General features: G+C 68.5%; 12 protein-coding genes. 5 read left to right on the top strand and 7 right to left on the bottom strand.

The window, feature by feature from the left end:
• The first annotated feature begins 10 nt into the window (after positions 1 to 10).
• Positions 11 to 286 (top strand): hypothetical protein, encoded by a 276-nt coding sequence (locus SLQ31_RS15625; RefSeq protein ID WP_319434131.1) that lies wholly within the window; start codon positions 11 to 13, stop codon positions 284 to 286.
• 22 nt (positions 287 to 308) lie between these two features.
• Here the strand turns inward: SLQ31_RS15625 and SLQ31_RS15620 are convergent, their stop codons facing one another.
• Positions 309 to 1385, bottom strand: coding sequence for a diacylglycerol kinase (locus SLQ31_RS15620; protein WP_319434129.1), 1077 nt, complete (start codon positions 1383 to 1385; stop codon positions 309 to 311).
• Positions 1386 to 1492: 107 nt separating this feature from the next.
• Here SLQ31_RS15620 and SLQ31_RS15615 point away from each other — a divergent pair, with 107 nt between their 5' ends.
• The gene (locus SLQ31_RS15615) at positions 1493 to 2236 is read left to right on the top strand and encodes a glucose 1-dehydrogenase (protein WP_319434128.1); all 744 of its coding nucleotides are present in this window, start codon (positions 1493 to 1495) and stop codon (positions 2234 to 2236) included.
• A 10-nt stretch (positions 2237 to 2246) separates the two neighbouring features.
• Here the strand turns inward: SLQ31_RS15615 and SLQ31_RS15610 are convergent, their stop codons facing one another.
• From SLQ31_RS15610 to SLQ31_RS15595, 4 genes are read right to left on the bottom strand one after another with little or no spacing between them, the layout of a single operon-like run.
• Positions 2247 to 3068, bottom strand: a complete 822-nt coding sequence (locus SLQ31_RS15610; RefSeq protein WP_319434126.1) for an HAD-IB family hydrolase — start codon at positions 3066 to 3068, stop codon at positions 2247 to 2249.
• A gap of 7 nt (positions 3069 to 3075) precedes the next feature.
• Positions 3076 to 4383, bottom strand: a complete 1308-nt coding sequence (locus SLQ31_RS15605) for an NAD(P)/FAD-dependent oxidoreductase (RefSeq protein ID WP_319434124.1) — start codon at positions 4381 to 4383, stop codon at positions 3076 to 3078.
• Positions 4380 to 5753 carry an NAD(P)/FAD-dependent oxidoreductase gene (locus SLQ31_RS15600; protein ID WP_319434122.1) on the bottom strand — a complete coding sequence of 458 codons (1374 nt, stop codon included), beginning with the start codon at positions 5751 to 5753 and terminating at the stop codon, positions 4380 to 4382. Before SLQ31_RS15600 ends, SLQ31_RS15605 begins: the two co-directional genes overlap by 4 nt.
• The gene (locus SLQ31_RS15595) at positions 5750 to 7183 is read right to left on the bottom strand and encodes an FGGY family carbohydrate kinase (RefSeq protein WP_319434120.1); all 1434 of its coding nucleotides are present in this window, start codon (positions 7181 to 7183) and stop codon (positions 5750 to 5752) included. The genes SLQ31_RS15600 and SLQ31_RS15595 overlap by 4 nt, the downstream gene beginning before the upstream one ends.
• Positions 7184 to 7234: 51 nt before the next feature.
• Between SLQ31_RS15595 and SLQ31_RS15590 the strand changes: the two genes are divergently transcribed.
• Complete coding sequence (locus tag SLQ31_RS15590; protein WP_319434118.1) at positions 7235 to 7660, top strand: PPOX class F420-dependent oxidoreductase; 426 nt, start codon at positions 7235 to 7237, stop codon at positions 7658 to 7660.
• A gap of 42 nt (positions 7661 to 7702) precedes the next feature.
• Here SLQ31_RS15590 and SLQ31_RS15585 read toward each other — a convergent pair whose 3' ends face one another.
• On the bottom strand, positions 7703 to 8605 hold the full coding sequence (locus SLQ31_RS15585) for a DMT family transporter (RefSeq protein ID WP_319434116.1): 903 nt from the start codon (positions 8603 to 8605) through the stop codon (positions 7703 to 7705).
• A 112-nt stretch (positions 8606 to 8717) separates the two neighbouring features.
• A complete protein-coding gene (locus tag SLQ31_RS15580; protein WP_319434114.1) occupies positions 8718 to 11474 on the bottom strand; it encodes a glycosyl hydrolase 2 galactose-binding domain-containing protein in 2757 nt (918 codons plus the stop codon).
• 242 nt (positions 11475 to 11716) lie between these two features.
• Between SLQ31_RS15580 and SLQ31_RS15575 the strand changes: the two genes are divergently transcribed.
• Both SLQ31_RS15575 and SLQ31_RS15570 read left to right on the top strand, forming a co-directional pair.
• Entirely contained in the window at positions 11717 to 12382 is a 666-nt protein-coding gene (locus SLQ31_RS15575) for a GNAT family N-acetyltransferase (protein WP_319434112.1), read from the top strand.
• A gap of 4 nt (positions 12383 to 12386) precedes the next feature.
• Positions 12387 to 12851 (top strand): hypothetical protein, encoded by a 465-nt coding sequence (locus SLQ31_RS15570; RefSeq protein ID WP_319434110.1) that lies wholly within the window; start codon positions 12387 to 12389, stop codon positions 12849 to 12851.
• The last annotated feature ends 10 nt before the right edge of the window (positions 12852 to 12861 follow it).

Here is a 12861-nt window from a genome sequence, read left to right as displayed (position 1 = left end):
GGGGTCCGCCATGAAATTCTTGAGGCTAGCGTTGACTGCCGCCGCGCTGACCATGACGCTCGCGCCCGTCGCCACGCCGATTGCCGCCGCCGCGCCCGGCTGCACGAATGGCATCGTCCCGCTCAACCCGTACGTGACGAACTGCGGCCTGCCGCCGCGCAAGACTCAGGTGATCGGCGCGGCCCCCGACGCCGGGGCACTCATCGCCTGCCGGCACAGCCCGATCTGCCTGTCGTACTACGTGAACTACCCGGGCACCCTCATCGTCCCGGGTTATCGCCCGTAGGCCGCTACCACGAGCGCCGGCCCTACGGCTTGGTGAACAACCCCACTTCGGACACCAGCGGCAGGTTCAGCGTGGTCCGGATGCCAGGCGGGGCGGCGATCACCGCGGGAATGGCGTTCACGATGCGACCGGCGCCGGCCGCGATGGCGGCGTAGTTGTGGTCGCCCTTCTTGCTCGTCGGGCAGATGTCGACGACGTAGGAGGGCTCGCCGGTGATCTCCACCCGGTAGGAGCCGCCGGGCTGGGCCGGTTGCGCCCAGTCCGGGCGCAGATCCTCACGCAGCCGGGTGACGTGCTCGACGACGATCGCGGCGTGGTCACCGACCATGCCCTTGATCTCGAAGCGCACCGCGGCCACGCCACCCTTCGGGATGTGGCCGGCGGCGACGTCGAAAGCCTCTGGGGCCGGCTCACGTTCGTAACTCTCGGCGATCGAGTCCAGCTCGATGTTCAGCCCGGCGGCCAGCTGGCGGATGCCGCAGCCCCAGGCGATGCCGAGCACGCCGGGCAGGAACAGCATCGGCACGTCGTCGAGCGAGTTACCGAACCCCATGACGTCGAACATCACGGTGGCGCCGTCATAGGTGGCGTAGTCGGCGATCTCCATACAGCGCACCTGCTGGATGTTCTGGCAGGTGCTGGCGATGGCCAGCGGAATCAGATCCGTCACGAAGCCCGGGTCGACCCCGTTGATGTAGATGCTGGAATTGCCAAGGCGCCCAGCCTCTTCCAGCGGCTCGATGTACTTGTCGGGCATCGATCCCCAGGGGAACTGCAATACCACCGGGGCCGAGCCGACGACGTTGATGCCGGCGGCCAGGATCTTGCGAACGTCCTCCATGGCCTGGGGCATGCGGGTGTCGCCCATCGCGCAGTAGACGGCGCATTCGGGTCCGGTGGCCAGCACGGCGTCGAGGTCCTTGGTGGCGAGGATGCCGGTCTTCACATCCAGTCCGGCCAACTCGCCCGCGTCCTTGCCCACCTTCTCGTCAGCGGACACGCACACCCCGGTGAGCTCGAAGCTCGGGTTCTCGATCAACTCGGACAGCGCTATCCGGCCGACGTTCCCGGTGCCGATGTGGGCAACGCGGATGGCCATGAGATCTCCTGACGTTCGGGGCTGCGGTGGGATCAGTATGCGCATTCGGCGCCGAAACTGGAACAGGTTCTACCTCGCGGGTGGCGCTACCGGTAGCCTGACGCCTCATGGGACGCGTAGACGACAAAGTGGCCATCATCACCGGCGGCGCACAGGGGATGGGAGCCGCTGACGCGCGGATGCTCGTCGCCGAGGGCGCCAAGGTGTTGATCGGGGACATCCTCGACGACAAGGGCAAGGAGCTGGCCGACGAGCTGGGCGACGCCGCCCGCTACGTGCATCTCGACGTGACCGAAGCCGATCAGTGGAAGGCCGCCGTCGAGACTGCGATCTCCGAGTTCGGCAAGGTCAACGTGCTGGTGAACAACGCGGGCATCGTCCAGGTGGCGCCGCTGAAGTCGCTCGACGTGGAGCGGTGGAAGAAGGTTCTGGACGTGAACCTGACCGGCGCGCTGTTGGGTATCCAAGCGGTGCTGCCGTCGATGAAGGAGGCCGGCGTCGGCTCGATCATCAACGTGTCGTCCATCGAGGGCATGCGCGGCGCCTCCTGGGTGCACGCCTATGTCGCGTCCAAGTGGGGCCTCCGCGGACTGACGAAATCGGCCGCGCTGGAGCTGGCGCCGGACAACATCCGGGTCAACTCGGTGCACCCCGGCTTCATCCGCACGCCGATGACCAAGCATCTGCCCGATGACATGGTCAGCGCCCCGCTGGGCCGCCCGGGCAGGCCGGAGGAAGTGGCCACCTTCATTGTGTTCCTGGCCAGCGACGAGTCGTCGTTCTCCACCGGTTCGGAGTATGTCGTCGACGGCGGTCTGATCACCGACGTCCCGCACCGCGCGATGCCTTAGACCGGTTGGCCTAGTCGCGCCTGCGGGCTCGCAGCGCCAGGGACCCGAATGCCGCCCCTAGGGCGGCTCGGCCCAGCGCGGGGAAGTGGCCGACCACATGGGCCGCGCCGCTGCGCCGGCCGGGGATGCTCAATCGCAGCACCGGCCAATCGTTGGCGGCGGCCTTCGCCGCCAGGCCCGGCCGCGGGTTGACGGGCCGTGGGTGGCCGACCAGCGCCATCAGCGCGCCGTCCTCGTCTCCGTCAGCATAGAAGTAGCTGCCCGCCAACTCGATCTCGTTGGCCGCGCAAAACTGTTGCACCGCAGCGGCTTTCTGTCGCCCCCATACGATGGGCTTGTTGATGGCCCCGGTGAGCCGACCGTCGGCGTCGAGCTCGAAGGTGTTGCACACCACGTGGCTGATGCCCAGCGCACGGGCCACCGGCTCGGCGTGGATGGTCAGGGCCGACGAGCTGAGCACGACGGTGTGCCCGCGAGCCAGGTGGGCGGACACGACCTCGCGCATCAGCGGGTACACCCGGGCCGCGACCTGTTCGACGTAGAGCCGCTCGCCGACCTCATCGAGCTCGACCAGCGACTCGCCCCGCAGGTAACCCGCTGCGCGGCCCAAGAGCCGCTCGAACTGCATGCGGCCCAGCTTGTAGCGCAGCGAGGCCTCGATCACGCCCATGATCTCGCCGACCCTGGCCTGCCCGCGGCGGACCCGGTCACTGGCGTGCGCGGTCGCGGTGAATCCGGCCACCAGGGTGCCGTCGAGGTCGAAGAACGCCCCGACCGCCGGCCCCGGCGGGCTACCGGCGATCTGCGCGAGTGGATCCGATGACAACGTCACCCCACCACTATGCCGATTTCGGCGGCGGGCTGGGGGTACCGCCCGGCCGAAGGCGAGGGGGAGAGCGGAGCGACCCGGGGATCGACTCAGCGCGCACCGTCACCGTCACCGGTCCGCCGTCACGGGCGGCACCGGCCACCATCCCGGCCGGAATGCGGAACATCCGGCCCGGCGAGGCCGCCCACGGCAGCCGCCTGCTGGCCAGCACCGCCCCGTCCTGGCGGGTGGTGACGACCGGGCTGCGCAGCAGCGTGTCGGTCCAGGCCAGCAGTCGGTTACGCGGGGGAGCGCCGTCACCGGGGCGCAGGACACCCGGGCTGATCCACCGCAGGGGCGCCTCGGCGACCAGCCGCACGCCACCTCGGGGTGCGCGGTGCCCGGCCAGATAGGCGTGGACCGCACCGGAAACGTGGCGGCCGTCGAGGGCGGCGACGTCGGCGGTATCCACCGGGTGCACCAGATTGCCGATGGCGAACACACCGGTTCGGTTGGTACGCAAGGCCGTATCGACCAGCGGGGCGCCACCGACCGGATCGATATCGAGGTCTGCCAAGCGAGCCAGCTCGTGGTCGGGGACCCAGTCGCCGGTCAGAATCAGCGTGTCGCAGTCGATGATTCGCCGCGCCCCGGTGTCGGCGTTCTCGATCTCAACGGCCCGAAGCGTCGGCGCGCCGATGATCCGGGTCACCCTGGTGCGGGTGGCCACTCGGACCCCCAGCCCGGCCCGCGCGGCGAGGGTGAACGCCGGGTAGGACTCCGGGCGCTGATGCTCGGTGGTCATCAGCACGGTGCGGCACCCGGCGTGGCGCAGGGTGAGAACGGCCGAATAGCTGACGAGTTCGGCGCCGACGATGACGGCACGCCGGCCCACCCCGCGCCCGTGCAGATGGACCAGGTTCTGCAGGTGTCCGGTGGTGTAGACCCCGGCCGGCCGGTCCCCGGCGATCAGCCTTGCGGGCCTGGGTCTTTCACGCGCGCCGGTCGCCAGAACCACCGCACTCGCCTCGATGACCTCCCGGCCGCGCGGCGAGGTCACCTCCAGCGCCTGCTCACCCGCCCAGCCGGTGACCATGGCATCGGTGCGGATATCGGCACCCGCGGTCAGCGCCTGCGCCACCAGCCGCCGCGCGTAGTGCGGGCCGCTCAGCACAGTGCGCAGGTCGCGGATGCCGTAGCCGAGGTGGTCGCTGTGCCGCGGGATGCCGCCGGCGACCGATTCCCGTTCCAGGACAACGACGTTGTGACGGCCGGCGAGTGCGGCCGCCGCGGTCAGTCCGGCCGGGCCGCCGCCGACGATAACGACGCCGACTGTCATCGCAGTGCCTCGAACAGACGCTGCACTTCGGCGCCGCAGAAGAACCCCTGGCAACGCCCATTCATCACCCGGGTCCGTCGGCGTAATCCGTCGAGTCCGGCCGGCGGGATCACCGACCGGCACGCGTCGCGCAGCTCGCCTTCGGTGACCCGTTCACAGAAGCAGACGACGCGCCCGTAGGCGGGGTCGGCAGCGATCGCCTGCGCGTCTTGGTAGGGCCGCTTGAACGCCTCGCCGAGGTTGGGCATCCGGGGCGGATCCGGCATGTCGGCTCGGGGATCGGCGCCCAGGCCGGCCTGGCTGAGCAGGTCAATCACATGTTCGGCGATGGCCATGCCGGCCGTCAGCCCGGTGGAGCGGATGCCGCCGACCAGCAGATAGCGTTGCGCCGGGTCGGCGTCGATGAGGTAGTCGCTGTGGTCGATCGCGGCGCGAAGACCGGCATAGGTGGCGGTGATCTCCTCGTCGAGCAGCCGCGGCATCAGCCGACTGCCCTTGTCCAGCAACGATTTCAGGCCGTCGCGGCTGGTGCCGGTCGCGGTGCGGTCGGCCAGGTCCTCGGATGTCGGGCCCAGCATCACGTTGCCGTAGATGGTCGGGCTGACCAGAACGCCCTTACCCCGTGCGGTGGGTACCGGCAGCACGATGGTGTCGACGAGCGGGCGGGCCAGCTTGTCGTAGACGATCAGCTCGCCGCGGCGCGGGGTGACGCGGAACCGGTCGAAGCCGAACTGTCCGTCGATCAGGTCGGCGCCCAGTCCGGCCGCGTTGATGACCCATCGCGCCGTGAGCGGGCCGGCCGAGGTGTGCAGCGTGGTGGTGGCCTCGCCGACATCGACGGACTGCACGGCACAGCCACGGTGCAGTGCCACACCACGATTCACCGCGTCGGTCGCCAACGCGAGGTTGACGGTCCAGGTGCAGATGATGGACTCGTCGGGTACGGCCAGCCCGCCGAGCGCGCCCGCCCCGAGATTCGGTATCCGCTCGTATACCGTTGCGGCGTCGATGAGTTCACAGTGCCGGTACTCGTTGGCCTCGGCCTGCGCCTTGAGTGTGGGCAGTACATCCAGCTGCTCGTCGTCCCAGGCCACCAGGATCGCCCCGGTGCGCTCGACCGGGATGCCGGTGGCAGTGGCGTAGTCCGAGAGCAGTGCGTAACCGCGCCGAACCAACCGCGACTCGAGGGTGCCGGGCTTGGCGTCGAATCCGGTGTGCAGGATCGCGGTATTGGCCTTGCTGGTGCCGTCGCCGACATCGTCGCGGGCTTCCACCAGGGCCACCGACAGCCGGCGTCCACCGAGTTCACGGGCGATCGCCGAGCCGACGATGCCGGCGCCGATCACCACCACGTCGTAGTCGGTGCTCATGTCGTTGCCCGGTAGGTGGTCGCAGCCAGTTCCCGCCAGGCACAACGGAATTCGTCAGCGCGGTCAGCGCTCCATCGGGGTTCGAAACTGGCCGCGGCACGCCACGGCCCGACGACATCGCCCAACGTCTGGGTGGGGTCAAGGCTCAGCCGGGCCAGCGCGGCCGCGCCCAGCGCGGTGGCGTGCGCGGACGGGTAGACATCGACAGGCACCTGCAGGATGTCGGCGCAGGCCTGCATCAGCACCACCGACTGGGTCAGGCCACCGTCGGCACGCAACCGGGTCAGCGGGGCCCGCGTGTCGGTACCGATGGCCGCCACCAGCTCGGCGATCTGCGCGGCGATGCCCTGCAGCACGGCGAGGACCAGATGTCCGCGGCCCGTCGCCAGCGTCATGCCCGAAAGCGTTGCGGTAGCACCAGATTGCCACCACGGCGCGGCCAGACCCGCCAGCGCGGGCACACACAGCACGCCGTCGGAGTCGGGGGCCGCGACGGTGTCGAGCTCCTCGGCGCCGGCGATGACCCCCAGCGACGACAGCCACCGCACCGCCGAGGCGGCGGTGTAGACCTGGCCGTCGACGCAGAACGTGTCGGCGCCGCCGATCCGCCACGCCACCGAGGTGGTCAGTCCTGACGACGAGCGAACCGGGTCGGCACCGCAATTGGACAGCAGAAACGCGCCGGTGCCGAACGTGCACTTGGCCATCCCTGGCTGCAGGCAGCCTTCGGCCAGCAGCGCTGCCTGCTGGTCGACGACCACCCCGCCGACGGGGATATCACCTCCGAAAGCACTTGTGGTACCGATGATTTCGTCGTTCGCGACGATCCTGGGCAGCCGCTCGCCGGCCAGGCCGAACAGGCTCAGCAGCGCGCCGTCGAAGTCGCGGCCGCCGAGTTCCACCAGCAACGAGCGACTGGCGGTGGTGGCGTCGGTGACGAACTCTCCGGTGAGCCGGTGCAGCAGCCAGACATCGGATGTGGTGACGACGCCGCCGGTTTCGACGTTGCGGCGCAGCCAGCTCATCTTGGGCGCCGAGAAGTACGGATCGAGCACCAGGCCGGTTCGGGCGGCGATCGTCTCGGCGTGCCCACCGAGCTCGGCGCACAACCCCTCGGCGCGACGGTCCTGCCAGACGATGGCCGAGGTCAGCGGCCGGCCCGTGCCGGGATCCCAAGCCAGCACCGTTTCACCCTGATTCGCCAGCGACACCGCGTCGATGGGCCGGCGCGCCTGCGCGACGGCCGAACGCCCGGCCGACAGCACCGACTCCAGCAGTTCGTCGGGGTCCTGCTCGACACCGCCACCCGACAGGTACCGCGGATGGACGGCCACCTCGGCCAGGCCGACCAGACCGTCGGCCGGGTCCACCACGATCGCTTTGGTGCCCGAGGTGCCCTGGTCGATGGCAAGGACCGTCACGGCAGCCATACAACCACGCGGCGCGGGAATGCCTCGTGTCGAACGGTGTTGCACAGGCACATGAAGCTCAACGAAGAGGCTCGCGCATTGATCGGCCCCGGGGCGGACGCCACGCTGGTCACTCTCAACCCGGACGGCAGTCCCCAGGTGTCGGTGGTGTGGGTGGTGCTGCAGTCCGGCGAGGACGGTGACGAGCTGGTGACCGCTCACCTCGGCGAGCACAAGAAGGTCCGTAATGTGCGCCGGGACGGGCGCGTCGCGCTGACGATCGTGTCGACCGAACCCGGCCAGGTGATGCGGCCATATCTGTCGGTGACCGGCACCGCCCGCATCGTCGAAGGCGGCGCACCCGAGCTTCTGCGGGAACTCGCCAAGGTGATGATCACGGCCGAGGGCGTGCCGTTCCCGCCGGATGACGCACCGCCGGGGTATCTGACCCGGGTGCGGATCGACTCCGTCGGCGGCGTCGGCCCGTGGGCGGGCTGAGGCTGGGTGGGATAAGGCTGGGTGGAATAAGGCTGGGCGGGGCTAACCGTCGTCGGGAACCCGGGTCTTGGCCTTGGCTTCCAGCTCTTCTTCCCAGGCACCCTCGTCGCGCCCGAGTGCGATGGTCGCGGTAGCCATGGTGACGACAGCGATGGCCAGCACCACCGCGGCCGGCTTGCTGACCGCCAGATGTTCGCCAAGGACCACCTCGCCGAGCAACACGGCAACTAAAGGCTCGAGCACCAGCATCGCCGGGACCGAGGCGCGCAGTGACCCGGCATGGAAGGCCGACTGCTGCAGCAGGGTGGCGATGACCCCGACGGCGATGACCACGTACAGCACCGGCGTGGTCATCAGCCGCACCATGTCGCCCTCACGCACGATGTGCATGACGAGTTTGGTCAGCACCGCCACCACACCGAATAAGACACCGACACCGACGGCCAGCAGGATCGCGCGCCGCCAGTCCGACAGCCGCAGCGCCACCAGCAGGCAGCCGGCCACGAACAACAGGCTGATCCCGGCGACGATCACGGCCGGCAGCTGCGCACCGTCGTAGTCGCCGGGCTTGGTGCGGGCCAGAGACACGAACACCCCCAGCGCGACCGTGAGCAGAAAGGCCCAGCCCCACTCGGCGCGGGACACCCGGCGGTGGGCCAGCCGGGCGCTGAGCGGCAACGCGAACAGCAGCGCCGACACCATGAGCGGGGCGACCAGCAACAGTGACCCGTAGGCCAGCGCGACCGCCTGGAATGCGTACCCCATTACCGCCGAGGCGGTACCGGCCCACCACAGAGGGCGGCGCAGCAGGGTGGACCACATCACGGTGCTGACGCCCTGATCGCGGGGCACGTCCATGGTGGCCCGCTGACGCACCACAATGCCGACGGCGGCGAACACCGCACCGGCAAGGGCGGCTGCCACGACGAGCGCGTGCTGCAGCAAGATCCGTCCCTTCCGAACTCTGGTGAGGCTGCCGATGTGTGGGCTGTCGGCTTAGAACCGAATGTAGGGCACGCGAGCAAACGGGATCGTCCCGTGGCCCGCCGCCTGCGGGTTAGCGGACCTGGACGACCACCGGTGTGCTGTTGTATCCGGTGACCCTGACCCAGTTCGGGGCCGGTCCTGAGTCGGGCACCCGGCCCTTGATCTGAACCGTCTCGCCGGGGAACACGGTCACATAGTTGTCGTCGTATTCGATCGGCAGAATCTCGTCGTCGAGGGGACTCGTCAGCAATTCGGCCCGCTCGAAGAACGCGATCGCACGCGTCGGGTTGTGCAGGCTGATGGTGACGTCGCGCCCGGCATCCTGACTGCTGGTGGCGGTGACGTCCAACGGCACCTTGGCCATCGAGTTCAGTGCGGTCATATCGGCCCAACTGACCTGATTGGCGTTGAACGCCGCGTCGTTTGCGGGCGGCCCGACATCGTCGGCCTGCCGGGACTGCCAGTACACGTTGTTGGCCAGGACATTGCCCGCCGGGTCCAGGAGCTCGGCGCGGACGAAGAACACGGGGGAGTCGGCCGGCCCGGGCGGCAGGGTCATCGCCGCGACCGCCCCACCCGGATCGACGCTGATGTCGTCGGATGCGCGGTCATCGCGCAGGGCGCCCTTCAGGTCGTAGGTGCGCACCCGCACGCGCAGATTCTCGCGCGAGTCGGGAGTCTGGTTGACGACGGTCACCCTGGCCTGGCGGTGATTGCCGGTGGCATAGGAGTCGAAGACCACCGACAGCGGCTGCAGACCCTTCTTGGCGCCGTAATAGGCGCCGCCGGGCCGCAGGTAGTAGTCGAAGATATTGCCGAAGAACGACGGCCAGTGGCTGTTGAGCATCCAGTAGATCGTCATCTTGTGGCCGTCCCAGCCGTTGGCGGCGAAGGATTCGAATTGCGCGCGGGTGGCCTCGTAGTGCGCCAGTTGAGCCTTGTCGGCGAACATCCTGGCGTTGGTCGACGGACCGTAGCGGCGATCGATGACGCGCTGGACGTTGGCCAGCCGTGAGTTCTGTGGATCCGATCCGGCGTGGAAGAACCAGGTGTCGTTGATCGGCCACAGCTTGTCGGGCGGGATGAACTTCTGCAGGCTGGCAAACGGCGGGATGTGTTCGTTGTCGCCCTGTTCGGCCGACGATCCGCGGGCCGCCCCGTATTGGCCGCTGAACCAATACGACGGCGGACGCCACGTGTAGGGACCGGCCATCTGGATGCCGTCCCACAGCTGCTGGCCGTTGGCGTCCCGATTCAGCGACGACACCGTGTCGACGGTGGCGTTCTGCCAGTGCAGGTCGGACAGAATCTGGTGATAGTCGGTCAGCACCTCGGCCGGCGGCCGGCCGTCACTACCGTTGGCCCACACGAACACTGAGGCGTGGGAGCGCAGCATCGCGATCTGCGATCGCATGCTCTCCTGCGAGACGCGACGATCCTCGTCGTCCCACTGCTGCCACTTCTCCCACTGGTTGCAGCACATCCAGCCGTACATCAGCGGGATGCCGAGTTCGTCGGCCATCTCGACGAAGCGCTGCGAGGAGATCTTGGACTCCAGCCGCAGCATGTTCAGCCCGAGGTCCTTGACGTAGCCGAGGATCGCCGCGTCGCGGTCGGGGTCGTATTTGTAGAGCAGGTCCGGGGTGTACGTGGCGCCGCGCACCAGGAAGTTCTTGCCGTTGACCTGAAGGTAGAAGTTGCCGCCGGTGCCCAGGTCGGCGAAGGTGTCGTCGGAGTCGCGACCCTGGGTGATGGTGCGGATACCGAACTTGATGCTCGAGGTCTCTGTCGCCGTACCGTTCTGGACGAACTCCAGCTTCAGGTCGTAGAGATCGGGCCGGCCCATCGTGTAGGGCCACCACAGGTCCGGGTGGTCGACGACCAGCGCCGCGAACCGATCCGGGCTCAGCGTGATCTCACGCTGCTCGCCGGGCATCAGCGAGACGGGCTCGTCGACGTGGATGGGCGCCTTGCCGTCGCGGGTGATGGTGACCCGCAGCACACCGCGCACCTTGTCGGCGGAGTAGTTGCGCAACGGCGCGTAGACCGTCAGCCGGGCGCTGTCGGTGTCGGGCAGGGGAAGCTCGGTGTTGACCGTCGCGTCGCCGATCGACACCGGCCCGGATGTTTTGAGGTACACCGGTTTCCAGATCCCGGCGTTGCGGTCAGGCACGAAGGAGTTGCCGTTGGCGGCGTTCTTGTCCGGCCCCTGGTAGCCCAGGTAGCGCCAGTTGATCCAGTCGTACCAGCTGTCGGCAAGTTCGACGCCGTTGACGTCCTGGATGGCCCGTTCCGGGGTGACCCGCACGGCCAGGGTGTTGGGCTGGCCCGGCTTGATCCAGTGGCTGACGTCGAGTTGGTGGTCGTTGTACATGCCGACGACCTGTCGGCTGTCGGCAACGCGGTGGCCGTTGAGCCAGACCTCGGCGCGATAGTTGATCCCTGGGAAGTCCAGCAGGTAGTTGGGGTAGTCGCCGGGCGCGGTGAACGTGGTGCGATACCACCAGTCCTGCTTGTACAGGTTCTGCGGGACGTCCTCGAGCAGGTTCTTGCCGTAGTAGAGGTTCGGGTAGACCCCGTCGTCCTGCAGGGTCTCCAGGACGGTGGCGGGCATCCGGCGTACCGGGTGCCAGGCCGCGGCGTCGTAGCTATTCGCAGAGATCGCCGCGCCGTCGTCGGGCAGGTCCTGTGCCGAGGTGAGCCGCCAGCCGTCGGCCAGCTCGATGTCCTGGGCCGGCTGCGGCTGCGGCCCGCTGAACACCCGCAGATCACCCGCGCACGCCAGCAAGAGCAGGATGACGAAGATCGTCCCGAAGGTCTTCGCCACCGTCCCCAAACTCCTCTGTCGAGATCTGCGACGGGACACCCCAGCGCAACCGATCATCTGCCGCGCGTTCATCTTGGCAGAGCGGCGGTGCGCGAGCCGCATCCGGCACCGCGCGGGTGCGGACCCCTCAATGATGCGCACTTCGGGCGCGCACGGCACCTTGGCGACGATCGGTGCACGTCGATCGCGGACTTTGCTCCGGACCCCCGCCGAACTCAGCCCACCGAACTACGCTTACTCCCATGACTGACCTCGACCGCGCTGCTGCCCGCCGCGAGATTGCCGATGCTCTGCTCAACGCGCTCGAACGCCGCCACGAAGTGCTCGACGTCATCGTCGACTCGGAAGATCGGGCCTCCGCGGTGGACGCCATCACCACGCTGCTCGGTACCTCGAAGCTGGGCACCGAAGCCGTCCTGGGGCTGTCCTTCGCGCAGGTGACCAAGGATTCCCGCGACCGCATCACCGCCGAGCTCTCTGACCTGAACAGCCAGCTGTCGTTCACGCTCGGGGAACGCCCGGCCAGCTCGGACGAGAGCCTGCAGCTTCGGCCGTTCTCGGATGAGACCGACCGCGACATCTTCGCCACCCGCACCCAGGAAATCGGTGCCGCCGGTGACGGTTCGGGTGCGCCCGCCGGCAACCTGGATGACGAAATCGGTTCGGCGCGTGACCGTTTGAGCGCTGAAGAAGCGGCCTGGTTCGTCGCCATCGACGGCGACGACAAGGTGGGCATGGTCTTCGGCGAGCTGCTCGGCGGCGAGGTCAACGTCCGGATCTGGATCCACCCCGATCATCGGAAGAAGGGCTACGGCACCAGCGCCCTGCGCAGGGCACGCTCCGAGATGGCGGCCGCGTTCCCTGCTGTGCCCCTTGTGGTCCGGGCTCCCGGCGCGGCGCCGCGCTGACGACATGAACATCGCGATACAGGTCATCCTCCTGGTCGTCGGCATCGCTGTCGTGCTTGCGCTCATTGCGCTGCCGATCGTGCTCATCTTTTGGGGCAAGTACCGCGCCGGCGCCGGACAGCTCGACACCGAGCTGGCTGCCGAAACCATCATCCGGCCACTCGAAAAGGGTCACTACCGAGGTGCGACAGCTCCCGGTTATCCCGGGGTGAAGAACAACGGTCGCATCGCTCTGACCCGCAGGCGCCTGGTCTTCCTGACCCTGACCGGAACGACGATCAGCGTCCCGCTCGACACCATCACCGGGCTGCACCTGGCGAAGGTTTTCAAGGGCAGCGTCGTGGGCGGCCGGACACACCTGGTGATCGGTACCGCGGCCGGCGAGATCGGCTTCTACGTCAACGACACCAACGCCTGGCTGCAAGCGCTCGGACAGACCACCGGGCTAAGTCCCGATCCCGTGACCTAAAGCGTCCCTG

The organism is Mycobacterium sp. RTGN5 (assembly GCF_033804465.1).
GTDB lineage: Bacteria > Actinomycetota > Actinomycetes > Mycobacteriales > Mycobacteriaceae > Mycobacterium.
The sequence above is the reverse complement of the archived record's forward strand: the minus strand, read 5'-3'. Positions and strand labels throughout refer to the sequence as shown.